The sequence below is a fragment of the Rhodopila sp. genome (assembly GCF_965277165.1).
Classification (GTDB): domain Bacteria; phylum Pseudomonadota; class Alphaproteobacteria; order Acetobacterales; family Acetobacteraceae; genus Rhodopila.
The window spans coordinates 1-26175 of the sequence record NZ_CBDICE010000006.1 but is presented as its reverse complement, the minus strand read 5'-3'; the positions used below and the strand labels follow the sequence as shown (position 1 = coordinate 26175).

The following is a 26175-nucleotide window of genomic DNA, read 5'->3' as shown; positions in this document are numbered from 1 at the left end:
TACCTACGCTGATGGCGGTCTGGTTCACCGCAGATACCCATTTCGGCCACGCCGGCGCTCTGTCGCTCTATCACCGGCCATTCGCCTCGGGCGCCGAAATGAACGCGCAAATGATCGATCGCTGGAACCAAACCGTTCGACCAGCCGATGACGTCTGGCACCTGGGCGATTTCGCACTGCGCACCAGCCCCGAGGCCGCCGCTGCCCTGCTGCGCCAACTGCGCGGCCGAAAGCACCTGGTCACCGGCAACAACGACACGCCCGAAATCGCCGCGCTGCCCGATTGGGCCAGCATCCAGACCTATGCCGAGCTCACCATCGACTCCACCAGGCTGGTGCTGTGCCACTACGCCTTCCGCACCTGGAACGGCATGGCAAAGGGCGCGCTCAACCTGCACGGCCATAGCCACGGAAGGCTTAAATCGCTGCCTCGGCAAACCGACGTCGGCGTCGACTGCTGGGATTTCCGCCCGATCGCCGTGCACCAGATGCGTGGTGCCTGAGATCGCGCTCTACTCGCAGGAGCAGCCGTCGGTCGGGCCAGTCGCCCGGCGCACCAGATGATGGTCGATCCATTCAGCAACCAGTCGCCGGGCTTCGTTGATCGACGCTTCAGGGTGGTGAATTCGATACAACGCGGTGCAGGCCTGAAACGCCGACATGTCGTCGGACCCAATCTCACGCAGTTCGCTATAGGCGGTCACTACGGCACGTTCACACCGCCGGGCGATAAGGCTTTCCTGCGCCATAACTGGGACGTGCTCCTTAATTGCGAACCATTCGCATTCGTAGTTCAGCATAGAGGCAACCGAATCGAACGGCAAGGGCGAGCGCCGGGCCGCCTGTTCAACGCGGGCGGATGCCTCAGATGGCGGAACCGTCCCCTGCAACGTTGCGGCCAAGTCAACGGTTGCTACCGCCCCGGCCCGCGGTGACGGAATGCCAGCGCCTCCGCGATATGGGTCCGCGCAACCATCTCGGCGCCCGCCAGATCGGCGATGGTGCGCCCCACGCGCATCGCCCTGGTATAACCCCGCGGCGACAGACGCAGCCGCTCCATCGCCTGTTCCAGCAGGGTCTGTGCCTCCGGCAGCAACCGGATCAGCTTGCCATCTGCCTCGGCATTGCACACCGCCCCTTCCGCCCCATAGCGCTCGGCCTGCACCCGGCGCGCCCTGGCCACTCGCCCAGCGATCGCGGCACTCGCCTCGCCCGGCGCCCCACGCGACAGGTCCGCCGCGGTCGCCGGCTGCACGTCCACCGCCAGGTCGATGCGGTCAAGCACCGGCCCGCTGACCCGGTTCTGGTAATCCTCGCCACAGCGCGGCACCCGCCCGCACTCCCGGCCAGCATCGCTCAGATAGCCGCAGCGGCACGGGTTCATCGCGGCAACCAATTGGAACCGCGCCGGATAGGTGATGTGGGCGGCGGCGCGCGACACCGTGGTGCGCCCCGACTCCATCGGTTGACGCAACGACTCCAGCGCCTGGCGGGGAAACTCCGGCAGTTCGTCCAGGAACAGCACCCCGCGATGCGCCAGGCTGACCTCACCCGGCCGAGCGCGCAGCCCGCCGCCGGTCAGCGCTGCCTGCGAGGCGGAATGGTGCGGCTCACGAAACGGCGGCCGCATCACCAGCCGCCCGCCCGCCAGCAGCCCGGCGACGCTGTGAATCATGCTCACCTCCAGCGCCAGCCGAGGCTCCAGATCCGGCAGCAATCCCGGCAACCGCGCCGCCAGCATCGATTTGCCCGCCCCCGGAGGCCCCACCAGCAGCAGATTGTGGCCGCCGGCGGCGGCGATCTCCAGCGCCCGTTTCGCCGTTTCCATCCCGCGCACGTCGCTCATGTCGGGCGACGCCCCGACCTCGGCCACCCCGGCGGTGTCAGGCGGCGTCAGCACCTGGGTGCCGCGAAAATGATTGATCAGGCTCAGCAAGTCAGTCGGCGCCAGCACCTCGATCCGCCCCGCCCAGGCCGCCTCGCCGCCCTGGCTAGCGGGACAGATCAGCCCCAGGTCGCGGGCCGAGGCAGCGATCGCCGCCGGCAGAATCCCCGCCACCGGGTTCAGCGACCCGTCCAGCGACAACTCGCCCAGCGCGGCATAGCCGGCAATCTCGTCGCGCGGCAGCACCTCCATGGCCGCCAGCAGCCCAAGCGCCAGCGGCAGATCGAAATGGCTGCCTTCCTTCAACAGATCAGCAGGTTTCAGATTGATCAAAACCCGCTTCAGCGGCAGCGACAGGCCGATCGCGGCGAACGCGGCACGCACCCGTTCGCGCGCCTCACCAACCGCCTTGTCGGGCAGCCCGACCAGCACCAGTCCAGGAGAACCCGGCGCGATCTGCACCTGCACCTCGACCGGCACCGCCTCGATGCCGCTGAATGCGAACGTGTTGGCAATCGCCATGGTGGAGGATTGAATGCGCTTGGCCATGGCGGCATTGTCACCGCCATTGGTAAACAAACTCGTAAGCACCCCCATAAGCAGCAAGGTATCCGCATGCCGTTCGATGAAACCGGGCGCCGCCCGGGCCGCCGCCCCTCACGCAACGTGCTGGGCGGCCCGGTCGGTGTCTGCTCCAACGATCCGATGACCGGCTTCTTCCGCAACGGCTGCTGTGAAACCAGCCCCGAGGACATCGGCAGCCACACCGTGTGCGCGGTGATGACGGCGGCGTTCCTGGCGTTCAGCAAGGCGCAGGGCAACGACCTCTCGACGCCTCGGCCGGAGTTCGGTTTCGCCGGGCTGAAGCCCGGCGACCGATGGTGCCTGTGCGCGCCCCGCTGGCAGGAAGCCTTCGAGGCCGGGGCCGCGCCGCAGGTAGTGTTGCACTCCACCGAGGAAGGCGCGCTGCGCCATTGCCGTCTGGCCGACCTGACGCGCCACGCCATCGATCTGGCCTAGATCGCGAAGCGTCAGGTAGCGGGCTGCTCATCGGTCGGTGGAGCGGGCGGGCGAGCCCGGCGTTCGGCCATGAACTGGTCGAACTCCGCCTTGTCCTTAGCGAAACGAAGGCGTTCCAGGAACGATCCGAACTCCTTCTGCTCCTCCTCCATGCGGCGCAGGGTCTCGGCCTTGTATTCATCGAACGCTCGGTTGCCCGAGGTCGAGGCGGCACGACCCGAAGGCCCGCAGCCCCAGGTTTTCCAGTTCGCCCACGGGCCGGCGTCCTGCCCGTTGTGTTGGCTCATAGCTCGTCTGCGACGACCGAAGCATCCCATGCGACCACTCCCTTTCGTATAAATGAGCAAAGCGAGTCCGACCGGCCACCAGAACAGGAAGCCGAGTATGGTAAAGGCGATGGCAGCCGGACGGCTGAGCCCCGCCGGGTGCCAGAATGGCGGACCACCCCAGGCCGGATTGTCCCAACCCGGACCCGAGTTCTGGGGTCCCCCGTTCTGGCCAGTATAAGCGGCCCCGTGGTTGGATTGTTGCCACTGTGGGCCCTTGGTATTGCCCCAGGGGCCTTGGTTCCAGCCACGCGGGCCATAGGCGTCTGGATTGGCAGCGCTCGTCATCGAGGGCCTCATGTGAATGTAAAGCACATTTACATTGGGGCTGGCGGCGCTGAACGTCAAGCGGTTAGCCGGCCGCTCGCAACGAAATCGACGGGGAGCAATGAAAGCGCGGAGCGACGCCCTCAGGGGACCCATACGCACGTGCTGGGACCCTCGGGTTCGGCCCCCGCGCCGCCGACCGGCGAACCCGCCGCTCAGCCCTCCTGATCGGACGCCGCGCCGGAGTTCAACAACACATAGCGCTCGATGCCGATCTGCTTGATCAGGTCGAACTGGCGCTCAAGGAAATCGACATGCTCCTCCTCGCTGTCGAGAATCCTCAGCAGCAGGTCCCGGGAAACGAAATCGCGCACGCTTTCGCAATAGGCGATGCCGTCGCGCAGATCGCCCAGCGCCTTTTCCTCCAGCGCCAGATCGGCTTTCAGGATTTGTCCGACGTCCTCGCCAACCCGGATCGGATTGAGTCGCTGCACATTCGGCAGCCCATCCAGAAACAAGATGCGTTGGATCAGCTCGTCGGCGTGCTTCATCTCATCGATGGATTCGCCATATTCATGCGCACCCAGCTTCGTCACACCCCAATGCTGCAGAGTGCGCGCGTGCAGGAAGTATTGATTGACCGCGGTCAGCTCATTGGTGAGTTGAGTATTCAGATATTCAATCACCTTTGGGTCACGCAGCATCACTGTCCCCGCTGTCTGTTTCGCGGCACCGACCTAGCCGCTAACCATGCCCGCTTGCAAGCAAGCTGACCGCGCGATCAGTCCGCGCCCTGCAGGTCCGCCACCGCGCCATCCTCACCCCGCAACAGCGCGACCATCGCCCTGACGCACTGCCCGCATTGTGCCCGGCAGCCACACGCGGCATAGACCCCGCTCGGGTTGGTAGTGCCGGCGGTCACGGCAGCCTGCTTCACCTGGCGGTCGGTCAGCGCGTTGCAAAGACAGATATACACGCGATTTAATCCTCGCTTGCGGCGAAGCCCCCGGTCGGAAACGCCAGTTTCGCAACCCCAGGCCCACCTCACCCTCGTCTATGCGATCTGGCCGATGCGCACATGCGAATGAATCGCAGTGCTGATGCCCAGAGTCATCTGACAATACCGTTATCGGCAGACCGTTACCGGGCTCGCGCCAGCCCGGCGCTCACTCGCGGCCGCCATCAAAGTGCCAATGCCCCACAAAAAACGTCCCGCTACTGTTCCTCCAACGGCGCCAGCAGCGCCGCCGCGTAGGCCGCCGGGTCGGCGATCAGTCGACGAGCCGCCGCCAGATCCCATTCCCGCCCCTCCGAGGCCGGGCACGGCGCGCGAAGTTCCCCAACTACCGGCGCCGGCACCGGCAACCGGGCGGCGCGCGACCGCCCGATTGCCCCGGCCATCGGTTGAAAGCCGGCGGCAAGCGCTGTCATCTGCCGGTTCAAAGCCTCCGGTCCCAGGCTGGTGCAGACCTGCGGCATCACCCCCAGCCCCTGGATCGGCCAACCCAGCGGCGCCAGCGTCTGACTCCAGGTAACAAACAGCTCGCCGCCGTCCGGCAGCGGATCGATCGTCTGCACCATCCCCTTGCCCACCGTCTCACTGCCGACCACCACGGCGCGTCCCCGGTCGGCCAGCGCCGCCGCCAGGATCTCCGCCGCACTCGCCGTGTGGCCGTCGACCAGGATGACCAGCGGCACATCCTCGGCCAGTTCGCCCTCGACCGAGCGCCAGACGTTCATCGAGTCCGGATCGCGCCCCACCGTGGTCGCCACCACCCCCGCCGGAAGGAACGTATCCGCTGCCGTTACCGCTTGGCGCAGCAACCCGCCGCGGTTGTCACGCAGGTCCAGCACAATGCCGTCAACCGGATGCGGAGTGGCCAGGGCGTCCTGCACCGACAGCGCCAGATGCGACGCGGTGCTGTTGCTGAAACCGCTGATCCGAACCACCAAAACATCGGCAAACCGCTGCGCAAACACGGTCTCGGGCGGCACCATCACCCGCACAAACTCGGCTTCCCGGCTGTGCCCGACGCGGCCGCGCCAGGTCAGCGAAACCCTGGACCCGTCGGGCCCCGACAGCAACGCCGCGATCGTCGCCGGATCCTGGTCCCGCGTCCGCTGCCCATCGATCGCCGAGAGGATATCCCCCGCCCTGATGCCGGCAATCGCCGCCGGGCTGTCGCGCACCACCGAACTCACCGCGATCAAGCCGCCGCGCAGACCGACCACCACGCCCAGCCCCGCCCGTCCGCCCCGCCCGGCTCGATCCTCACTCGCCTCGGCCGGCGGCACATAGCGCGAATAGGGGTCCAGACGACTGAACATCTGGTTGAAGAAAGCTTGCACCACCGCCTGGGTCCCCGCCCGCCTGATCGGCGGCGAAACCGCGAACCCGGCCGAGGTCAAAGTCGCGGCCGCCGTCGCCCACGCCGCCGGCACCTGATCGGCCGGTAACGCGATGTCGAGCACCAGTTGATCCGCCCGGAACAGCCGCAGCCGCCCATCCTTTGCCACCACGCGCATGTCGGCATCCAGCGTGCTCAGCCCCTGCAAACCCCACAGCGTCAGTTGCGGGACGTCGACCGGGTCCAGAATCCGTGGCGCGACGAAGCTCAGCGCCTCGGTGTAGACCGCGGCCACCCGCTGCTGATCGAACGCCCCCGCTGCCGGAGGTTCGGCGTGCGCCCGGCCAACAACGAACAGCACCAGAAGGACGCCAATTCGCATCACCAGCCGGAATGCCGCTTTCCCGAACCACGCGTCCCAGAACCAAGCGTCCCAGAACCACGCGTCCCAGAACCACGCGTCCCAGAACCACGCGTCCCAGAACCACGGGTCCCAGAACCGTGTGTCCCAGACCCACCTGTCCCTGCCGGGTTCGCTTTCGCCCGGGTCTGGCCGGGCGCTTGCTCCGAACGCGGTTTCCCCCCGCCGGAGCCCGCGCCCAGAACATGAAACACCATCCCGCCAGTCACCGGATTGGCTTCCGACAGCAACACCTCCACCTCTTCCGCCAGCCGAAACACCCGTTGCGTGCGCCGACCGGTCAACGTCTGCTGACGTTCGTCGTATTGCCAATAGTCGTCCGGCAGCGAGGCGAACGGCACGATGCCGCTGGCACCGGTCTCGCTGACGGTGACGAACAGCCCGAAACGAGTCACCCCGGAGATGCGCGCCGCGAAACGGCCGCCGATCCGCCCGGCCATGAACGCCGCCAGATAGCGATCGATCGCGTCCCGTTCTGCCTGTTGCGCCCGCCGCTCGGTCGCGGTGATGCGGTCGCCGATTGCGGCGAACTCCGCCACCTGATCGTCGCTCAGACCGTCGCGCCCAAGCCGCAGACCGCGGATCAGGGCGCGATGCACCAGCAGATCGGCATAGCGCCGGATCGGGCTGGTAAAGTGTGCGTAACGAGGCAGCGCGAGGCCAAAATGACCGATATTGTCAGGGCTGTACACCGCCTGCGACTGACTGCGCAACATTACCTCGCTGATCAGTTGCGACTCCGCGGTGCCGGCATAACGCCGCAATATCCGGTCGAAATCACCGGGATGCAGTTGGTTGCCGGCCGGCAGCGAGATCCCCAACGTCGCCAGAAACCCGCGCAGCGCTTCCAGCTTTTCATCCGACGGCGGCGCATGCACGCGATACATACACGGCATATGCAGCGCTTCCAGTTGCTCGGCGGCCGCGACATTGGCCAGCACCATGAATTCCTCGATCAACCGGTGGCTGTCCAGCCTGGGCCGTGGCGCCACGCTGGCCACCCGGCCCTGCTCGTTCAGCACCACCGCGCGTTCCGGAAGATCGAGGTCCAGCGTGCCACGCTGCACTCTGGCGCCCAGCAGCGCCCGATACGCGGCATACAGGTGGACCAGCGGCGGCCCCAGCTCGCGCCCAGTGTCCGCCGCCGCCTGAACCTGCTCGTAGGTCATTCTGGCGGCACTGCGCATCAGTCCGCGACCGAACCGATGACCGGTCTTGCGGCCGCCGCGATCGATCCGCATCTCGACGAACAGGCAGCCGCGATCCTGCTTCGGGCGCAGGCTGCACCAACCGTTGGACAATTCCTCCGGTAGCATCGGCACGACACGGTCGGGGAAATACACGCTGTTGCCGCGTTCCGCGGCGGAAACATCCAGCTCCGAACCCGGCTTCACGTAATGCGCCACGTCGGCGATCGCCACCAGCAGGCGAAAGCCATCGCCACCATCGGGGTCCGGTTCGGCGAACACGGCATCGTCGAAGTCGCGGGCATCCACTCCGTCGATGGTGATCAGCGGCATCTCGCGCAGGTCGGTGCGGCTGCCCAGGCGGACCGCCCGCGCCCGCTTCGCCTCGTCCAGCGCGGCATCGGAAAATTCCTGCGGGATGTCGTGGCCGTGGATTGCGATCAGGCTGATCGAACGGGCATCCCCCAGTCTGCCCAGCCGCTGCAGCACCCTGGCCGGCTTCAATCCCAGATGCCGATGCCGCGCGAGTGGTTCGGCCAGCACGATCTCGTCTGCCTGGGCACCCGCCTCCTGCCCCGGCGGCACGATCCACTCGGCGTTGGATCGCCGATCGGTCGGCTCGATTCGATTGTCGCGCCCGCGCCTGAACACCCCAAGGATACGGCCGGGCGCCGCGTCGATGCGCCGCACTGTCCGGCCCTCATAGCGGCCCGACCCGATCGGTGTGAGCCGCGCCAGAACCCGTTCCCCAGGCGCCAGCGCCGGCGTGCCGGGGCGTTCGGGCTGCATCAGCACCATCGGCGCCGGCCCGGCCGAACGCTGCCAGTCCACCGGGCGCCCCACCGCGTCGCCATCGCGGTCGGTGCCGGTGATCAGTACCACCGTCGTATCAGGAAGTTTGCCATCGCCGGACTGCCTCGGCGAGCGCTCCCTGGGCGACACACCGGCCCGAGGGACAGGCTTGCCTCGAGCTCTGTTTCGTTTCGCCACTGAATTCGCGACCGCCACACTAGACCGCGACACAGTGCCACAACGTTCGGGCCAGTGCCATGACAGCTTGACCCGTGTCGTCGCCCGATCGACGGCGGACCTGGCCGGTCACCCTGAAATCAGACCCGCCGTCCCGCCGACGTGGCCCAAGGACCGGTCTGCGCGATCACCGGTCTGCGCGATCAATCGATCCGAAGGTCTTCCGCTGCCAGGGCCGCGGCAATCCCCGGCATCTTCGCTTCGAAGCCAGCCGGCGTGTTCAGACTGATGAAGCCTGCTCTCACCGCGCCTCTATTCTCAAAATCGTGGCGGGTGCCTCCCGGGATGAGGGCGTACCCGCCCGTCTCCAGAGTGGACCACCGGCCATCGACCGCTAAGCTCAGCGACCCTTCGATCACATAAAAGATATGGTCGTCGCTGTGAGCATGAACCCCGGGTCCTCGTGTATGGGGTTCAAGCCACCACTCGGATATTGAGTAGCGCCCCGCGGTCTCCTCTCGGTCCGCTTTGAAAATGGCCCGCATGCGACCCATCTCATAAAGCCGACCGTTCCCGGCAGGAACGAGAACCGGCTTTCTAAGTGGCTCAGTCAAGGCGATCTCCTCTCTGCCACTCGCGATACCCTGAATGCATCCAACGAAGCCAGCCGCCCAACCCGACGCTATCTGATTATCCTATCGCAACCTTTGCACCGTGTAGTCGGCGACGTCGGCCAGAGCGCGCCGGATCGCGCTGTCGGGAAACACCAAAAGCGCGGCCTTCGCCTCCTGCACGAACCATTGCGCCCGCTCCAGCGTGGCCTGGATCGCGCCGTGGCCGGCGATCAGGCGCATCGCATGGTCCAGGTCGGCGTCGGTCTGCTCCAGCGCCTCGATGGTACGTTGCCAGAACGCTCGCTCGCGCTCGTCGCCGGCCAGGAACGCCACCAGAACCGGAAGGGTTATCTTGCCCTCGCGGAAGTCGTCGCCGATCGTCTTGCCCAATGTCGCCTGGTCGGCCACGTAGTCCAGCGCGTCGTCGACCAACTGGAAGGCGATTCCCAGCTTCATGCCATAGGCGGCCAGCGCCGCTTCCTCGCGTTCGGGGCGATCCGCAACCACGGCGCCGATCCGGCAGGCGGCGGCGAACAGCGCCGCGGTCTTGCCCTGGATGACCTCCAGGTAACGCGCCTCGGTGGTGGTCAGGTCGTTCTGCGTCACCAGTTGCAGCACCTCCCCCTCGGAGATCGTCGCCGCGGCGCCCGACAGGATCGCCAGCACCTTCAGCGAGCCATCCTCGACCATCAGTTGGAACGCCCGCGCGAACAGGAAATCGCCGACCAGCACCGACGCCTTGTTGCCGAACACCGCGTTGGCCGACGCCAGGCCGCGGCGCAACTGGCTCTCGTCCACCACGTCGTCGTGCAGCAACGTGGCGGTGTGGATGAACTCGACGCAGGCCGCCAGTTCGACGTGACGCGCGCCGCCGTCGCGCCCCGGATAACCGCACAGACGCGCCGCCGCCAGCGTCAGCAGTGGCCGCAACCGCTTGCCTCCGGCGGCGACGATATGCGCCGCCATTTGCGGGATCAGCGCGACCGGGCTGTCCATCCGCCTGACGATGACGTGGTTGCAGGCTTCCAGGTCCGCCTCGACCAGGTTGACCAGGGCCGACAGCGCATCCTCGCTCGTGTGTTCGGTCGAACCGGACACGAGCGCCACGCCTGGATCGAGGGGGCTGGCGACGTTGCCCAATGGGTTCTCCCGACTTGCCTTGGGGACGAAGCCTTCATATCGGTGGGTATCAAATCGGGTCAACCCAGCCCTCGTCAGCGATGCGCCGCGCGAAACTCCACCGCGATCCCGCCGCCACGCCGCTGCCGCTGCGCGATGCAAGCCGGGATTACGCAGCCAAATCAACGCCCCGGGCAGCCTAGACCCCGCCGCCCACGCCCCCCATCGCGGTTGCGCCCGCGTTTCATCCGGCCCACCATCCAGCCATGCGCGTGGTCGTCACCTCGAATAATATGGTCAGGCTATCGTTTCTGACCGTGCTTCTGGCCGATGCCGGGATCGAGGCCGTGCTGCTCGACACCCACACCAGCGTGCTGGAGGGCAGCGCCGCCGCCATCCAGCGTCGGCTGGCTGTCAGCACCGAGGATTACGACCAGGCCTGCCGAATATTGGAAGAAGCCAACGAACGGTGACCGCCGAGGCTCGCCTGCTCGGCGGTCGGGTCATCCATCGCCAGCCAGCAACCGGCTTCCGCAGCGGCATCGAGCCGGTGCTGCTCGCCGCGTCCGTCCCGGCGCGACCGAACCAGCTTGTGCTGGAGGCGGGCACCGGCTCCGGCGCCGGTCTGCTCTGCCTGAACGCCCGCGTTGCAAACCTGCTGACCACCGGTGTCGAGGTCGACTCCGCGCTGGCCGAACTGGCGGTCGAGAACGCCCGCGCCAACGGCTTCAGCGGCATCGAGATCCTGGCTGAGCGTATCGAAACCGCCTTGTTGCCACAACCGTTCGACCATGCGTTCGCCAACCCGCCCTACCACGCAGCCGACGGCACCGCCTCCCCGGATCCGGCCCGCGACACCGCGAAGCGAGGCTCCGACACGCTGCTCGCTGCTTGGATCGATCGGCTCAGCGGTGCGTTGCGCGACCGCGGTAGCCTCACCCTGATCGTCCCGGCCGCAAGGTGCCCGGCCTGCGTGGCCGCCATGGCCGCCAGCTCCTGCCCCTGCTCAGTGCTGTTTCCGCTCTGGCCGAAGCCGGGACGCAACGCGAAACTGGTTCTGCTGCGCGGCATCAAGAACGCTCGCGGCACAATGCGGCTGGCAGCCGGACTTGTCTTGCACGACCCCGATGGCGGTTTCACCCAGGCCACCCAAGCGATTCTGGCAGGGGGCGAGGCATTGGTCCTGGACGGTCAGACCAGACGCGACCCCGCCGGCAAAAAAAAAGTCTGAAATGAAATCAAAGCCGCCAATTGGCTCAGTCGTTACCCCAAGCAACGGGCCAGCCCAGTGGACGTTGGCGCAGGCCTGCTGCTGGCGCCTGTCCGGCGCTGCGTCAGCGGTAGCCGCCGCCTAAAGCTCATCCGCGTTGGGATGGCGCAAATGCCACAGCCGTTCGTGCGCGGCGATCAAACTCTCCATGTTGCGCCGCCGTGTTCCGTCCGGCGTCAGCGGACGGCGGGTCAACATCATCTCCAGGATATGCAGAAGCTGTTCCGCCACCTCGAAATCCGCCTGATCGCAGGCATGGTGGAACGCGATCAGGATCTTGTCGGACAATCGCCGACTGTAACGAGGTGCTGTCCCCGTGCCGATCTCCCGACCGATATCGTCACCAATCTGGCCCACGCCCGAACCCGACAACCCAGACCCGGACCCTGACATGATGGTATTCATCATCGAAGCCTCCAACCGGTGCAACGGCACACCCTCCTGCTGTGAAACACTTGGACCAAGCCTGTGCGGACTGGACCACAAGCCAAATCATGCACGTCGGAGAAGCGAGGCACGTTAAAATCTCGTTAACTGCGGCGTGAACATCGTCAAAAATGCTGTCGAGTCAAAAATAACTGGTCCTTTGATACGATTTCGCGTGGTTCAAAGCGAGCCTACGAAGCTGCGGCAGAGGAAACCCGCCGTCCGTCACGTTGCCGACAAAGCGAAGGTTCTGACAAGGGTTTTTCTCCGCAGGCGTCGTTGCAACCGAGTCGCGCGCCCTGGCATCGTCTGCTGATCCGTTCCGATTTTGATCCAAGGGTCCTGGAATCGCACGCGCCAAATTCCGGGATCAGCGCGGCAGGAACAGCCCAGCGTTGTACGCCAGCGGCGCCTCGCCGAACCGCCGGACCGAGCCTCGCAGCCCCAACTCCGCGGTGTGCGAGACTCGCCGGCCAAGAAATGGCCCGGCTGCATGGCGCGGCGGCACAGGCGCACGGTCATAAAGCCTGCTTCGTCGCCCGGTCAGCCTCGAAATACCCCGCAAACGTCGTCAGCGTACAGGCCAGTCCGGCCGCCGGATTAAACCTGGCATAGCAGTGGTTGCCATTTAGTGCCGGACCGATCGGCTAAACACTCAGCCTGGAAGCGCGCCTGGTGTCCTGCCCCAGAAGTTCGCCGCACGTCGCGGCGGACGGATGGGATCAGCAGGCCACTGAAAACAAAGAGCGAGTGTCGCCAGACTGATGTTCGCCCGAGATGGCGAACTTCGGACGCGGGACACTAGGTCAGTTGTTCATTGAACTGGATCGACGGCTGTGCATCGGTGAAGTTGGCGATATCGCCCATCAGCTTGGCGCCGTTCTGTTCCATCCCGGCCGCGAATTCCGCCAGCGAATCGAACTCCAAAAGCGCGATCAGCTTGGCCGCCGGCGCCCCGCTGGGCGCGCCGGTGCCATGCAGGAACTGTGCCCGCTTCAGCCCGCACGGGCCCAGCAACGAATCCACCAGCGGCACATGCGACTTCACATAGTAATCCAAATCGAACTTCTGGCCGGCGGCAAGATGATAAATTACCGATACGATCATGTCTGCTCTCCCGTTGTCGTTTGCATACCAGTCAAGAAACCGAACTGCCCTACCAGCCTGGCATGCAGCGCGGCATCACCGCCATCCGGCACCGTGACGTCCGCGTGCAGAGTCGCCGGCACGCCGTCCAGGATCAGCAGCCGCGAGGCCGCCCGCATCACCTGCGCCAGGTCATGAGTAGCGGCGATCACCGCCGCCCCGGTGTCGCGCGCCCAGCCCGCCAACCAGTCCGCCAGCGCCGCTCCCAGCCGGGCATCCAGCGACGCAAACGGTTCATCCAGCACCAGCAGGTCCGGTGCCACCGCCAGCGCCCGAGCCAGCGCCACCCGTCGCGCCATGCCGACTGACAGTTGCCCGGGGCGTAGCGCGCCGGCCCCACCAAGCCGCACGCTATCAAGCAGGCCATCAATGTCGGGCGGCTTCGCCCCGTCGGGCACCACCAGGCGGATATTCTCCGCCACCGTCAGCCACGGCAGCAGCCTGGGCTCCTGGAATACCACGCCGACGCTTCGCCAGTCGCGCCGAACGCGGCCTTCATAGCCGTCGTCGAGCCCCAGCAGCAGCCGCAGCAGCGTGGTCTTTCCCGCCCCCGAGGGTCCCAGCAAGGCAACCACCTCGCCACGTCGGATCGAAAACGCAACATCGCGCAGCACGATCCGCCCGGCGGACTGCTTGCGGATGATATCAACCTCAAGCATTGCAACGCCACGCTGTCGCTTTCCGCTCCAGCGGTTGCAGCAATGCGCTCTCGACCAGCAGCATCAATCCGGCGAACGCCAGGCCATAGGCCAGGATGCCGGTCACGTTGAAGTCCTGGAAAAACAAATTGAGCTCGTAACCAACTCCGCTCGGCCGGCCCAGCAGTTCCACCAGCAGCACGATCTTCCAGGTGATCGACAGGCCGCTGCGCCCGGCCGCGGCCAGATACGGCAGCATCTGCGGCAACACCACGAAGCGCAGCCGACGCCGCGCCGGCAACCGGAACACCCGCGCCATCTCCGCTAGCCCCGGATCCAGTGCCCGCGCGCCCTCGCGCACCGTCACCACCACCGTCGGCGCCTTGGCAAGCACCACCGCCAGGATCGCCGCTGCATCGTTCAGCCCGACCCAGACATAGGCCAGCACGACGATGACCAGCACCGGCAGATTGAGCGCGATCACCACCCATGGATCGACCCAGGCATTGATCCGCCCCGAACAGCCGGCGACGTAGCCGAGGACACCGCCGCCAATCATCGCAATGACGAAAGCCACCACCACCCGCGCCAGCGTTGCGGCGAACGCCGCCGGAAGCGCGCCCGAGACGCAGGCATGCCAGGTGAACGTCGCGACGCGCACCGGCCCCGGCAGCAACCCAGGCGAGGTGGCCAGATGCGCCCCGACCCACCAGATCGCGATGAACCCGGCCAGCGACAGCAGCCGATCGCGGCTGATCGCGGGCGCTGCGCGTACCTCCGCGGGCGCCACCTCGGTCCCCACCGATACCATCCGGGACCCAGGCGGTGCCATTCGGGTCTCAGCCCGTGCCATCCGCATCCGGCCAGAACACCCCGGGCGGCAGCGCCTCGACACCCCCGGTCGCCGCCGCGCCGCCGGTCCGCCGCAGCACCGCCAGCAGCTTGGCTGCGCCCCGCGCCTGCTCGGCCGGATCCGCGCGATTCATACCTGAAACGAAATCATCGCGCAGGCGAGCGAACAGCGCATCGTCATCCGCCCGCATCAGCGGGCGCACCGCATCCCATTCCCCAGCCGAGTGCGCCAACAGCCCCTCGGCATCGCCCACCGCCGCCAGAAAACCGTCGATCGCTGCCCGGTTGGCATCCGCCCAGTCCTGATGGAACACAAACCCCACCATGCTGATCCGCGGCGAGATACCCAGCGCGTTGACGCAGTCGGCAACCGAGACCGCCCGGCGAAACCCCTCGGCCTGCAGCATGGCGACGAAATTCCAGTAGGTCAGCACGGCATCGAGTTCACCCTGCCGCAGCTTGGCCCCGAGCAGCGGCGGCGCGCCGTAAACGCAACGAGCGCTGGCCGCGAGGTCCACACCATCCTTCGCCCGCGCCGCTGCCCGCACCACCAACCAGGACTTGTCGGCCGGTCCGCCGGCGATGCCCAGCTTGCGTCCGGCCAGGTCGGCCAGGCCACGGATCGGCGAACCCTGAGCGGTCACGATGCCGCCGCTGGCACTGGAGAATCCGGCGAAGCAAAGCTTGCTGCCGGCCGCCCGCTGCGCCGCGACGAACGGCCAATCCGACAGAATGACATCGCTCGCCCCCGCCATCAGCGAGATGCGGCCGGCACCGGTGTTCGCCAGCATCGTGCCCCGCAGCGAAAACCCGTGCCGTGTATCCAGGTCGTGCCGCCGGATCACGTCGGCCACCCACTGCACGGTGCCGAATTGCAGGATGCCCAGCCGCACCATCGGCGGCACACCTCCAACCAGCGTCGCCGCGCCCGCCATCAGGCCGCGCCGCCCGATCATCACGCCGGCCCCCCGCCGCCGCGCCGCACCAGCAGTCCTCGCGACGGGTCGTAGGCCAGGATCGCCCCGGCCATGAACACCACCGTCACCGCGACGACCACGATCAACGCGGTGACGTCCAGCTTGCCGTAAAGCGTGAACCGGATCAGCTCCACCCCATAGGTGAACGGATTCAGCCGGCAGACATAATACACCACCGGGCTGGACTGCTGCAGCAGCCACAGCGGATACAGCGCCGAGGAGGCAAAAAACATCGGGAAGATCACGAAGTTCATCACCCCGGCGAAATTTTCCAGTTGCTTGATCAGCGACGACAGCAGCATCCCAAGCGCACCCAGCATCAGCCCGCACAGCACCAGCGCCGGCAGCACCGTCAGAAACGACCAGGGCGGCAGGTCCACCCCCCACAGCGTCGCCACCAGCAGAAAAGCCGCGACCTGCAGGATCGACACCGCGGTGCTCGCCAGCAGTTTGGAAACCAGCAGGAACCAGCGCGGGAACGGACTGACCAGCAGCATGCGCATGTTGCCCATCTCGCGGTCGTAAACCATCGACAACGATGACTGCATGCCGTTGAACAGCTGGATCATCGCGATCAGGCCCGGCGTGACATAGACCTCGTAAAGCACATAGGTGTCGTACGGCGGGATGATCGATACGCCCAGGATCTGGCGAAACCCGGCGGCGAAGATGAACAGCCACACCAGTGGCCGCACCAGCGCCGAAACGAATCGCTCGCGCTGATGCACGAAGCGCAGCGCCTCGCGCCACATGATACCGCGCAGACAGATCAGATACTGCCCGACGGTGAAACCACGCCGCAGGGCAAAGTCGCTCATGCCGACTCGGTCATGCCGGCGAACGCCGCGCGTAAAGTCTCGGCGCCACTGGCCGCGACCACCTCGGCGGTGACCCCGTGGGCCAGCGCGCTTCCTTGGTGCAGAATCAGAACATTGTCGTCGGGCTCGACCTCATCCAGCAGATGCGTGGTCCACAGCACCCCCACGCCACGTTCGCGCACCAGCCGGCGCACGTGGCGGACGATGGTTAGCTTCGAGGCGATGTCCAGACCGACGGTCGGTTCATCCAGCACCAGCAGGCGCGGTTCATGCAGCAGCGCACGGGCGATTTCCACCCGCCGCATCTGTCCGCCCGACAGGTTGCGCGCCTTGTCGCGCCGCCGCTCCAGCAGATCGACGTCGGTCAACACCGTTTCCGCTCGGCGCCGCGCCTCGCCGCCACCGATGCCGTGCAACGCGGCATGAAACAGCAAATTGTCCATCACCGACAAATCGAGATCGAGCGTGCGCGCCTGGAACACCACGCCCAGGCGGCGCAACGCCTCGCCCGGCGCACGGTCGATGCGATGGCCGAACACACTGATGGTGCCGCTTTGCGTGTCGAACAGGCGAGTGATCAATGACAGCAGCGTGGTCTTGCCCGCGCCGTTGAGCCCAAGCACCGCGGTGAACTGGCCTTGTGGAACGGTCAGCGAAACGCCGTGCAGCACGCGGCGGGAGCCGTAGGCATGACTGACCGAATCGACCGCGAGCGCTGATGGCTTGATGCTGGAAATAACGTTCATCGCGCCGTCACGCAGCGCTGGTTTTGCCTGATCGGCCGGTCGACCCCGAGCAGCGCCGTTGCCTGCTCCGTGGATCGGCGATCGTGCCGCGCCGGCTGATGCCGTTGCGCGCGCTGCAACGTGGTCCTTCCCATGGTCGCCAGCCTATTGAAACCCGCAGTGCGCGACAAGCCGCTTAGCCCAATGCCCCCCGAGTCCCTTGGCCACGCGCGGTCGCCACGCCCGCGCCGGCGAGGCAGCCCGCCGGCCGCGACGTTATTCCGCGATCAGGCCGCCCGAGCCGCCGAATTCCTTGGGAAAGTCCTTCATCTTGGGCAGCCCATCCTTCATCGGCAGCACTGTCTCGGCATAGTTGACGTGCAGCACGGGGGTGAACGTCAGTGTCGGGATGGTCGCGGCGAAGACGTCAGCCAGCGCAAGCGGCGGATGGTTGGCCATCACGTGGCCACCGCACTTCTTGCAGAACTGCCGCTGGCTCACCTCGGTCTTCTGGAACATGCCGAGGTTCTCAGCCCCGGACACCACCCGCACCGCGTCGGGCTTCCACAGGGTGAACGCATTGACCGGACCGCCCGACCACGACCGGCACGACCGGCAATGGCAATACCCCATCGCCTCGGGCTCGCCCGAAACCTCGATCCGAACCGCGCCGCAAAAGCATTCGCCGGTGTGTGTTGCCATGATGGAATTTCCCCTGAACGCCACTTCGCGTGGTCCGATTGGTCGGCGTCGGCTGACATCCCAGCCAATCCCAGCGCCGTTGCCGCATGATCACGCCAGACCAAACCATTCAACCGCCCCAATCGAATGTCAATCGCCCGTTTCCTGGGCGAACGGCAGCCCTACCCGAGCGCCCCTACGCGCGCCCCCTCACCCCGCCGCGCGCATCACACCCAGGCTTCCTCCCAGGTGCCCGTAGTCGACGCCTTGCTGTATTCCGTCGCTCGGTTCTCAAAAAAATTCGCGTGCTCGACCGCGTTCAGCATCTCGTCCAGCCAGGGCAGCGGATTCTTCGCCACATGGAACAGCTCGTTCAAGCCCAGCTCGATCAACCGCCGGTCCGCGATGAAGCGGATATACTGCTTCACCTCGCGCGGCGTCAGTCCATCGACCGGCCCCTGCTCGAACGCCAAATCGATGAACGCATCCTCATGCGAAACGATGGTGGCGCAGGTCAGGTAGATCTCCCGCCGCAACTCCTCAGTCCAAAGATCGGGATTTTCCTGGATGAAGGTGCGGAACAGCTTGATCACCGAGGCACAGTGCAGGCTCTCATCGCGCACCGACCACGTCACGATCTGCCCCATCCCTTTCATCTTCCCGAACCGCGGGAAATTCAGCAGGATGGCGAACGACGCGAACAGTTGCAGCCCTTCGGTGAAGGCGCCAAACGCCGCCAGCGTCTTGGCGATCTCGAACCGAGAATCGACCGAGAAGCCGTGCATGTAGTCGTACTTGTCCTTCATCTCCTTGTATTTCAGAAACGCCGTGTATTCGATCTCCGGCATCCCGATCGTATCCAGCAGGTGACTGTAGGCCGCGATGTGCACCGTCTCGATGTTGGAAAACGCCGACAGCATCATCAGCACCTCGGTGGGTTTGAACACCTGGCTGTAGTGCTTCATGTAGCAGTTGTTCACCTCGACATCGGCCTGGGTGAAGAAGCGGAAGATCTGCGTCAGCAGGTTGCGCTCGCCGTCGGTCAGGTTGCGGTGCCAGTCCTTGACGTCGTCGGCCAGCGGCACTTCCTCGGGCAGCCAATGCACCCGCTGCTGGGTCAGCCACGCCTCGTACGCCCACGGATAGCGAAACGGCTTATACACCGGGTTCTCGGTCAGCAGGTCGAATCGGATCGGATGCTCGTCGGCCGCCCGGGTTAGCCCATCCATGTCGGTCCCTTCCTGAAAGCCTGTGCGGCACCGAATCGTCTCCGATCCCGCTCCCACCCATTGTGGTCAGATGACCGCACTGGCGCAACCTCTAGTATCAAAGGCCCCGCAATCGCGGACCATGCCACAACCGCCATCGATGTGGTGACGCAACCGGCGGCTGCCAACGTTGCCAGATCACCGGCCCGGTCGTACCGTCCGTACAGCAGGCGGCGGTGCCCGGTGCCCGCTGTGATCAAAAGAGGGAATGTAACGATGAAGGTCGGCCAGGCAGTCGCGGAAATCATGAAGCGCGAGGGCATCGAGATCCTCTGCGGATACCCCGTCAACCACCTGCTGGAGTTCGCCGCCGCCGCCGATATCAGACCGGTCATCGTGCGTCAGGAGCGCATCGGCCTGCACATGGCCGATGCGATTTCCCGCGTCACCTCCGGGCGCAAGATCGGCGCCTTCTGCATGCAACACGGCCCCGGCACCGAGAACGCCTATGGCGGCATCGCCCAGGCCTATTCCGAATCGGTGCCGATGCTGGTGATCCCGCAAGGCTACCCGCGCCGCATCGCCCATATCGACCCGAACTACAACGCGGTGCGCGACATGCGCGGCATCTCCAAGCTGGCCGAACCGGTCGGCCTGCCCAGCGAGGTCGCCCACGTCATGCGCCGCGCCTTCAGCGCCATCCGCAACGGCCGCAGCGGCCCGGCGATCGTCGAGATCCCCACCGACATCTGGAACGAGGAGGTCGGCCAGCACTTCGAATACACCCCCGTCGGCGTGCACAAATACGCCCCCGACCCAGTCGACATCCGCAAGGCGGCCGCCGCCATCCTGCAGGCCAAGCGTCCGGTGATCTACGCCGGCACCGGCGTGCAATGGGCCGAGGCCTGGGCCGAACTGCGCGAATTCGCCGAGCTGCTCGGCGCCCCCGTCACCACCAGCCTCGGCGGCAAGAGTTCATTCCCCGAGAACCACCCGCTCTCGCTTGGTTCCGGTGGCAACGCGGTTCCCAAGCCGGTGCATCACTTCGTGCACAACGCCGACGTCATCATCGGCATCGGCTGCTCGTTCACCGAGACCAATTTCGGGATCAAGTTCCCCAAGGACAAAACCTTCATCCACGCCACCCTCGATCCGAACCACCTCAACAAGGACGTGGTCAGCTCGATCGGCCTGGTCGGCGACGCCAAGCTGACGCTGGCCGCACTGATCGGCGAGTTGCGCCAGACCATAAAGTCGAACCGCGACTCCAAGCCGGTGGTGGCGGAAATCACCAAGATTCGCGAAGAGTGGATGGAACACTGGCGCCCGCTGCTGAACTCCAACGAGGCCCCGCTCAGCCCCTACCGGGTGATCTGGGAGCTGATGAACACGGTGGACCTGAAAAACACCATCATCACCCACGACGCCGGCAGCCCACGCGACCAGATCTCGCCGTTCTGGGTCTCCACCGAACCGCTGTCCTATATCGGCTGGGGCAAGACCACCCAGCTCGGCATGGGCCTCGGCCTGGCAATGGGCGCGAAACTCGCCAAACCCGACAAGCTCTGCATCAACCTGTGGGGCGACGCCGCGATCGGCTTCACCGGCATGGACTTCGAGACCGCGGTGCGCGAGCGCATCCCCATCCTGTCAATCCTGCTGAACAATTTCTCCATGGCGATCGAGCTCAAGGTGATGCCGATCTCGACCGAGAAATATCGCTCCACCGACATCTCCGGCGACTACGCCGCGATGGCTCGCGCCTTCGGCGGCTACGGCGAACGCGTCACCCAGCCCGGCGACATCAAGGCCGCGATCCGGCGCGGCATCGAGCAGACCCAGGCCGGCAAACCTGCCCTGCTGGAATTCATCACCGCCAAGGAGACCCGCGTTTCCAAGTTCTAGAAAGTGATCGCGCTGAGCGGAACGTTCCCAGCGCGCGAATTACGCGATCAAACAAACAGTCAGAGCACGTCAGCATGCATAGTCAGGCTGAACGTGCTCTGACGAACCGGGCACGACCGGCCCCACCTTTCCAACGCGCCACCACCGGGGGCGGCCCATCCGGTGTGTCTTGACTGGACGTGGCCGGTCGACCGACCGGCATGACCATCGCTGGCGATCCCGTTCGCAAGACCGCAACGCCCCAATGCCCAAAGGCCGCAACGTCCAAAGCCGCAACACCATGGAAATCCGCCCGGCCAATGCATCCGACCTGCCGGCGATCACCCGGATCATCGCCGCCGCTTACCAGAAATACGTAACCCGGATCGGCAAACCTCCGGGCCCGATGCTCGACGATTATGCCACCCACATTCGCCGCCACACCGCCTGGGTCGCCGAGACCCAGCACGCCATCCTGGGCCTCATCGTGCTAATTCCGGAACAAGACCATCTCGCCCTCGACAATGTCGCCGTCGATCCGCAGCACCACGGGCGCGGCGTCGGGCGCGCCCTCATGACCTTCGCCGAACAAGAAGCCGCGCGGCGCGGCTACACCGAACTGCGTCTCTACACCCACGAGAAAATGACGGAAAACCTGGCCATGTATCCCGCCCTCGGCTGGCAGGAGACCGGCCGAGGCGAACAGGCCGGCTATCAGCGGGTGTTCTTTCGCAAGCCGGTTTAGGCGCCGCTCCCGAAACCTGAATCGCCGTCCCTTGGCCTCCGGGTAGCCGCTGTCACGCCACCACCATCAAGCTCACGGCTTCGGCTTAGGCTTCTCCTCATGCTCCCACTGATGCGCAGTTTCCGTCGCGTGGCGGTCAGACGTCGGCATTCCGGTCGGCTGCTCCTCGATGCCGCGCTGATGCGACGGCTTGTCCGGCTTCTCGGCACCGGGCGTGCCCGAGTTGGCCGGCGGGTTGCTGGCCGAAAAACTGTCCTTCTGTGCTCTGTCCCGGTAAGTCTCCAAAAGGAGATGCAAGTGCTGCAGTGGTTGCTGTAGCGAGGCTCGATTACTGTAATTTTTATATGTTCTATTTCCCGGGCGGGAAAAGACCCTAAAAATATCCACGAGGTTGGCAAGTGAACCCACGGCAAAAGATTCACTTCAACATTCACATGTGGTGAATCATGTGGCATACAGTAACGATCTACCACTTGATCAAACTACAAATACAATGATGCCAAGAGTACGCGTGAATCTGGCGCGCAAATCCATTTCCTCCATTCACTTCGACCCACCAGCAGGATTCAACCACGAAAAAGCCGACCCCCCTCCTATAGGATTCGACTTCGTCTTCGGCGGCGGCCCCGACGCAGCAGCAGCAGCAGCAGCCTGGCCATCCCTCTTCAGCTCATTCCCAACAACCTTCCCATCAACCTCGCTCTTCCTGCGTCCCTCGTCGAAGAACCTACTCTTGCCGTCCGCAGAACTACCTCCAGACGTACTCGTAGTAGCGGCCGACGAGAAGGTCCTGCTCGCAATTTTAGGTTTGAGCACTTTCATGCCGGATTCCTTTCGCTGGTAAGGGGGTTCGCGGGTTTTGCTTGTGCTGGCCCAGTCTAGAGCCGCGTTTGCTGAGGGAGTTGTTGCGGAGGTGCCGCCGTCTCGGCGCCAGTTGCTCCAGATTGCGGGACTGCTGCCGGATCGTAGAGGTGTCGTCTGTGGCCCGGCATCCGAAGGGAGGTCTTGAGAGTCGCGTGTGTTCAGTAAGCTGAGGGATGGCCGCGAAGTGTTAGACTGGCGGCTCGCCGGGCGAGCATCACTGTCAGAACCCGCAGCGCCGCCTTTCATCGAATCCGCGCTGCCTGCCTCAGATGCGATGATGCCGGGTGGTCTGTACTTGCCTGGTGGCGGACTCGCTGTTGTCGATGAGACGGATGCTCCTGAGCTACCCTGGCCTAGGCCATTCAGGTACGGCTGCTCTTTGGCCAGCTCCTCAGACTTCTCCGTTGCCGAATTGGGTGCGCCACTTGATATGAAGAGACTCTTGAACGCAGCTTCGTTTTCCGGCCGCACAAGAGGTATGCTCAGCTTGCTCCGATCATCATCGAACAGCGTCATGCTGTTCGAAGAGAAGAGTATGTCAGCGCTGTGTTGCTTCAAGACATCAGATCCAATGAAGATCTGAATGCTTTTCTCGTTCTCACTCGACGCCTGCTGTACAACGTTGAAGTCGACCGTCAAAGTTGGCAGCTGCGGCGCCGGGCTGCTAGATCTTGAAGATGCTGGATGAGGCACCGCTTCTGGAAAGTACACCGGGAGCTCAACAGTGCGTTGTCCATCGGCATTGGTGTTGATGTTGCTCTCGAATCCCAGCTTCAGTATCAAACGCAAATCCAGGTAAGACTTGTAAGAGCCAGAACAGACAGCAGCATAGAGCAACGCATCGTGTTTAAAGTTCGTATTCATCCAACACCGAATGATCGCTGGGACAGGCCCGAGCAAGAGTAGACCGGGTGACAGGCCAGGATGATCCAGCGGAGACCGTCCTGCGTCACCAATGCCATACGTCGTATCGAGGTTCAAGCTACTGGCGCGTCCGGAAGCCGCAGATCGAATGGAGTGGACAGAGCTCGCGCGGCCTTCCGACTTATGCGAAGCCGTGCGCTCATTCATCTGGAACCCGCCCAGACCGCTACTCGTCCGGGACATAATATCCATAGACGGCCGCGACGAATGCGAAAAGTGGTTCTGGTTCGCCGTCTCATCAAAACGCACGCTGTTCGCTCTCGAAGTAGCGCTCATCCTACTCCTCGGCTCCTCGTCGGCATCCAGGTGCAGACTACTCATCAGATTATTGGCCTCGTCGTCGAAATTGCGGAATTGATCGGATGGCGGCTGTTGGAGAGGTGCTAGATGCGACAAATCAACATTTCGCTCTGCAAACCGCTTGCACGCACGAACTCACCTTGCTGCGGCGTCCCACTCAGCACGCTGGGAAACGGTGAACTATTGCCCCACACACTCTTCATCCTGGCATCCTCGTCCTGCCGCCTTTCCAGCCTTGCAATCCGCTCCGAGTGCTCCGACTGCACTTGCTGGATCCGCACCACGTCGGACTGCAGGCGCCAATTGTCGTGGTTCGTACTGTAGGGGCTGAAAGGTTGGCTCTGCGGATCCATGGCACGGCGGCCGCATTCGAGGAAAGACTTATTCTACACCGAATGGCCGCAGTCGGCGTCTCGTGTTCTCCCCTGGATGGAGGTAATCCGCAAAGGTATCCAGCGTTCTTCCTCCTCCTCTCCACCCTTCCTACCTACCTGCCAGCCCCGGACTACCGGCACCCGCCGTTATTGTCTTGAAGCTACGCCAAGTTTGCGTTGTCGTCCTTGCAAAAGTTGCGAGTGCTTGTGTAGTGACGGTGGAGATTGTGAGGGATGCTCGAATGTCGTTGCGAAGACGCCGCTGCTGATTGAAGTACGGAGGCTTGTCAAGATGTAAGCGAGGAAGTGCGTTTGCTGGACAAAGGAGGAGTGAGGACTGGAACACAGGTAGTCGGCGACTCCGGTGGTATGTTAGACAGGATATGTACACGTTGGAGCCGCCCAGATGACTAGACGGTTGCGAGGCTTCCTTAGACAGTCGAAGAACGAATTTGCGATGGTCAGACCGGAAGGAGGCAATCTCAACGCAGAGTGGATGAAGTGTGCTTCATTGACTTCTCGCGTTCCTGTCAAGGTGGACAAGCCTGGCAGTTACACTAGTGCTCGATCTGGTATAGTTGGATCTGAGAGGCGTTTTCACGTGGGCCGGACATAAAGTGACGTGAGACATCTCTTCAAACTTTACTCTTGAAACTATTGAAGGTCGTAGGCTGAATCGCAGGTATGCAAAATGGTCTAGAGTGTGCCCCCATCCATTCTCCCTGTTCTATTGTCTGTTCCATACACCTCACAGCCTTTTAGTAGTACCATCAAAAAATATTGCCATAGGCGATCGATCTCTCACAGATAGCGCATCGCGTAGAAACCGGCCACAGCAACCAATAAACCAATCGCAATCGCTCTGTGCACAACAGTCAGTTTTCTCCCGCATGAAGATCAGATCAGATAGACTCACATGACATTATTCCTCCCCCCAACCCTCTCCACCGCACTCTCAATCGTACTCTTCCGTCTGTCGACAACTTCAACAACAATCGTCTCCTGAATTTCAACCACCTCCACCAGCTGAGTCTTCGGCTCAAAATCCGCATCTTCCGGCTCCCCAGGTCGCAATGGGTCCATCTCCTCCCCACTCTCCTCTTCTTTCTCGTACTCCTCTTCCTCCGCCTCTCGGATCTTCTCCAAGACCTCGTCGGCTTCTTGCAAGCTCGGCAGTGAATGCACTGAGCCCGAAGACTCGCTCAGCGCCTGTGAGTGCGGCGAGTGGAGCCCGCTGTGGTCGAGAGTCTCGTCTTCAGTGAGTGAAATGGAGGTACGGCGGATCTTCTCCAGTATACCGGCGTGATCGGTTGGGAATTTCTCGAGAGTTGGGTCGTTTGGATCTGCCTTAACGGGAGTGGAGGAAGGACTACCGGCAGTCTTGATAGGCGTAGTGGTGGTGGCTGCATGCTCGTGGTGGTTGTATCCCAGCGCGATAGACTCGTGGCGGAAAAGAGGTGCGTGGTCTTGCTCAGTTGAGTGTGGTCCCACTGACTCATGGCGTAGGAGAGGTGAGTTGGTTGCTTCGTCTTCACTGTCAGAGCTCGAGGAGGAGCCGTTCTCTGTAGACTCGGAGTCGTCGGCGGTGGTCGAGGCGAACGTCTCGTGCTTCATCATGGGAGAATCAACGTCGTCTGGAGATGCTTCATCTGCGAGTGGATCTTCCACCTCTCGGTCGGGAGTTTGCTGCGACTCTGAGCCCTTGTTTGGGACGAAGGTTTCGTGCTGCAGGAGCGGTGCTGGAGGAGCTGATTCATGTGCAGGCGTCACAACAGTCTGAGGTTGCGCGTGAATCTCAGGGACAGGTGCCGCTGGAGGCTTCGATGCCACAGGAGACGCTGGTCGAAGTGGTGCTGGATTGGAGGATTCATGTGACGCCGGTGCCACAACAATCTGAGGTTGTGGATGTGGCTCAGGAGACGCAGCCTTGCTGTCTTTCCTCTCGTCCAGAAGCGGCGACGAATCAAAATACTGCCCCTTCACAACCAACAAATTATTCTTATTGCCCGTGCCATCATCAACGGTCGGCAGACTCTCATCGCAAGTCCACCAATCTCCCGGTCCCAGTCGGAATTTATACTGGTACTCCCCTTCCTCCACATCAAATCCCTTGGAGAAGCTATACTCTCCTCCCTTCTTCTCGGCCACCATCTCGACGGCCTCCCATTGCGGATCGCTGAGACTGGT

26 protein-coding genes and 1 pseudogene are annotated in these 26175 nt (G+C 64.0%); 6 read left to right on the top strand and 21 right to left on the bottom strand.

Features of this window, described 5'->3' with window-relative positions; all coding sequences use genetic code 11:
* The first annotated feature begins 11 nt into the window (after positions 1-11).
* On the top strand, positions 12-503 hold the full coding sequence (locus tag ACQY4Y_RS11740) for a metallophosphoesterase family protein (protein ID WP_428490802.1): 492 nt from the start codon (positions 12-14) through the stop codon (positions 501-503).
* 9 nt (positions 504-512) lie between these two features.
* Here ACQY4Y_RS11740 and ACQY4Y_RS11735 read toward each other — a convergent pair whose 3' ends face one another.
* Together ACQY4Y_RS11735 and ACQY4Y_RS11730 are read right to left on the bottom strand one after the other, a co-directional pair.
* Positions 513-749: a hypothetical protein gene (locus ACQY4Y_RS11735; protein WP_428493626.1), complete on the bottom strand. Its 237-nt coding sequence runs from the start codon at positions 747-749 to the stop codon at positions 513-515.
* A 164-nt stretch (positions 750-913) separates the two neighbouring features.
* Positions 914-2407, bottom strand: coding sequence for a YifB family Mg chelatase-like AAA ATPase (locus ACQY4Y_RS11730; RefSeq protein ID WP_428493625.1), 1494 nt, complete (start codon positions 2405-2407; stop codon positions 914-916).
* 93 nt (positions 2408-2500) lie between these two features.
* On the opposite strand from ACQY4Y_RS11730, the gene ACQY4Y_RS11725 reads away from it, so the two are divergent.
* A complete protein-coding gene (locus tag ACQY4Y_RS11725; protein ID WP_428490801.1) occupies positions 2501-2905 on the top strand; it encodes a DUF2237 family protein in 405 nt (134 codons plus the stop codon).
* An 11-nt stretch (positions 2906-2916) separates the two neighbouring features.
* Here the strand turns inward: ACQY4Y_RS11725 and ACQY4Y_RS11720 are convergent, their stop codons facing one another.
* From ACQY4Y_RS11720 to ACQY4Y_RS11690, 7 genes are all read right to left on the bottom strand, one after another.
* Positions 2917-3519, bottom strand: a complete 603-nt coding sequence (locus tag ACQY4Y_RS11720) for a DUF2852 domain-containing protein (RefSeq protein WP_428490800.1) — start codon at positions 3517-3519, stop codon at positions 2917-2919.
* Between the two features lie 194 nt (positions 3520-3713).
* Positions 3714-4205, bottom strand: a complete 492-nt coding sequence (gene bfr, locus ACQY4Y_RS11715) for a bacterioferritin (protein ID WP_428490799.1) — start codon at positions 4203-4205, stop codon at positions 3714-3716.
* Between the two features lie 74 nt (positions 4206-4279).
* Entirely contained in the window at positions 4280-4474 is a 195-nt protein-coding gene (locus tag ACQY4Y_RS11710) for a (2Fe-2S)-binding protein (RefSeq protein ID WP_428490798.1), read from the bottom strand.
* Between the two features lie 239 nt (positions 4475-4713).
* The gene (locus tag ACQY4Y_RS11705; RefSeq protein ID WP_428490797.1) at positions 4714-6207 is read right to left on the bottom strand and encodes a S41 family peptidase; all 1494 of its coding nucleotides are present in this window, start codon (positions 6205-6207) and stop codon (positions 4714-4716) included.
* Positions 6208-6227: 20 nt separating this feature from the next.
* Positions 6228-8336 carry a ribonuclease R gene (rnr, locus tag ACQY4Y_RS11700; protein WP_428490796.1) on the bottom strand — a complete coding sequence of 703 codons (2109 nt, stop codon included), beginning with the start codon at positions 8334-8336 and terminating at the stop codon, positions 6228-6230.
* Between the two features lie 290 nt (positions 8337-8626).
* Positions 8627-9037 carry a cupin domain-containing protein gene (locus ACQY4Y_RS11695; RefSeq protein ID WP_428490795.1) on the bottom strand — a complete coding sequence of 137 codons (411 nt, stop codon included), beginning with the start codon at positions 9035-9037 and terminating at the stop codon, positions 8627-8629.
* 81 nt (positions 9038-9118) lie between these two features.
* Positions 9119-10144 carry a polyprenyl synthetase family protein gene (locus tag ACQY4Y_RS11690; RefSeq protein WP_428493624.1) on the bottom strand — a complete coding sequence of 342 codons (1026 nt, stop codon included), beginning with the start codon at positions 10142-10144 and terminating at the stop codon, positions 9119-9121.
* A gap of 278 nt (positions 10145-10422) precedes the next feature.
* Here ACQY4Y_RS11690 and ACQY4Y_RS11685 point away from each other — a divergent pair, with 278 nt between their 5' ends.
* Both ACQY4Y_RS11685 and ACQY4Y_RS11680 read left to right on the top strand, forming a co-directional pair.
* Positions 10423-10629: a DUF2007 domain-containing protein gene (locus ACQY4Y_RS11685; RefSeq protein WP_428490794.1), complete on the top strand. Its 207-nt coding sequence runs from the start codon at positions 10423-10425 to the stop codon at positions 10627-10629.
* Positions 10626-11387 carry a tRNA1(Val) (adenine(37)-N6)-methyltransferase gene (locus tag ACQY4Y_RS11680; RefSeq protein ID WP_428490793.1) on the top strand — a complete coding sequence of 254 codons (762 nt, stop codon included), beginning with the start codon at positions 10626-10628 and terminating at the stop codon, positions 11385-11387. The genes ACQY4Y_RS11685 and ACQY4Y_RS11680 overlap by 4 nt, the downstream gene beginning before the upstream one ends.
* A gap of 120 nt (positions 11388-11507) precedes the next feature.
* On the opposite strand, the gene ACQY4Y_RS11675 is transcribed toward ACQY4Y_RS11680, so the two are convergent.
* The 9 genes from ACQY4Y_RS11675 to ACQY4Y_RS11635 form a co-directional block, all read right to left on the bottom strand.
* A complete protein-coding gene (locus ACQY4Y_RS11675; RefSeq protein ID WP_428490792.1) occupies positions 11508-11834 on the bottom strand; it encodes a hypothetical protein in 327 nt (108 codons plus the stop codon).
* A gap of 819 nt (positions 11835-12653) precedes the next feature.
* Complete coding sequence (locus ACQY4Y_RS11670) at positions 12654-12959, bottom strand: EthD family reductase (RefSeq protein WP_428490791.1); 306 nt, start codon at positions 12957-12959, stop codon at positions 12654-12656.
* On the bottom strand, positions 12956-13657 hold the full coding sequence (locus ACQY4Y_RS11665; protein ID WP_428490790.1) for an ATP-binding cassette domain-containing protein: 702 nt from the start codon (positions 13655-13657) through the stop codon (positions 12956-12958). The genes ACQY4Y_RS11670 and ACQY4Y_RS11665 overlap by 4 nt, the downstream gene beginning before the upstream one ends.
* A complete protein-coding gene (locus ACQY4Y_RS11660; protein ID WP_428490789.1) occupies positions 13650-14468 on the bottom strand; it encodes an ABC transporter permease in 819 nt (272 codons plus the stop codon). The genes ACQY4Y_RS11665 and ACQY4Y_RS11660 overlap by 8 nt, the downstream gene beginning before the upstream one ends.
* A gap of 7 nt (positions 14469-14475) precedes the next feature.
* Complete coding sequence (locus tag ACQY4Y_RS11655) at positions 14476-15444, bottom strand: ABC transporter substrate-binding protein (RefSeq protein ID WP_428490788.1); 969 nt, start codon at positions 15442-15444, stop codon at positions 14476-14478.
* Complete coding sequence (locus ACQY4Y_RS11650) at positions 15444-16283, bottom strand: ABC transporter permease (protein ID WP_428490787.1); 840 nt, start codon at positions 16281-16283, stop codon at positions 15444-15446. Before ACQY4Y_RS11650 ends, ACQY4Y_RS11655 begins: the two co-directional genes overlap by 1 nt.
* Positions 16280-17029, bottom strand: a complete 750-nt coding sequence (locus tag ACQY4Y_RS11645) for an ABC transporter ATP-binding protein (protein ID WP_428490786.1) — start codon at positions 17027-17029, stop codon at positions 16280-16282. Before ACQY4Y_RS11645 ends, ACQY4Y_RS11650 begins: the two co-directional genes overlap by 4 nt.
* 255 nt (positions 17030-17284) lie before the next feature.
* Complete coding sequence (locus ACQY4Y_RS11640) at positions 17285-17710, bottom strand: GFA family protein (protein ID WP_428490785.1); 426 nt, start codon at positions 17708-17710, stop codon at positions 17285-17287.
* 206 nt (positions 17711-17916) lie between these two features.
* Entirely contained in the window at positions 17917-18918 is a 1002-nt protein-coding gene (locus ACQY4Y_RS11635; protein ID WP_428490784.1) for a ribonucleotide-diphosphate reductase subunit beta, read from the bottom strand.
* A 255-nt stretch (positions 18919-19173) separates the two neighbouring features.
* Here ACQY4Y_RS11635 and ACQY4Y_RS11630 point away from each other — a divergent pair, with 255 nt between their 5' ends.
* A complete protein-coding gene (locus tag ACQY4Y_RS11630; RefSeq protein ID WP_428490783.1) occupies positions 19174-20802 on the top strand; it encodes a thiamine pyrophosphate-requiring protein in 1629 nt (542 codons plus the stop codon).
* Between the two features lie 244 nt (positions 20803-21046).
* Positions 21047-21526, top strand: a complete 480-nt coding sequence (locus ACQY4Y_RS11625; RefSeq protein ID WP_428490782.1) for an N-acetyltransferase family protein — start codon at positions 21047-21049, stop codon at positions 21524-21526.
* 72 nt (positions 21527-21598) lie between these two features.
* Here the strand turns inward: ACQY4Y_RS11625 and ACQY4Y_RS11620 are convergent, their stop codons facing one another.
* From ACQY4Y_RS11620 to ACQY4Y_RS11610, 3 genes and pseudogenes are all read right to left on the bottom strand, one after another.
* The gene (locus tag ACQY4Y_RS11620; protein WP_428490781.1) at positions 21599-21811 is read right to left on the bottom strand and encodes a hypothetical protein; all 213 of its coding nucleotides are present in this window, start codon (positions 21809-21811) and stop codon (positions 21599-21601) included.
* A gap of 258 nt (positions 21812-22069) precedes the next feature.
* Positions 22070-23173 (bottom strand): hypothetical protein, encoded by a 1104-nt coding sequence (locus tag ACQY4Y_RS11615; RefSeq protein WP_428490780.1) that lies wholly within the window; start codon positions 23171-23173, stop codon positions 22070-22072.
* 1727 nt (positions 23174-24900) lie between these two features.
* Positions 24901-26175 (bottom strand): annotated as a pseudogene (locus ACQY4Y_RS11610) (hypothetical protein); the annotation flags it as partial.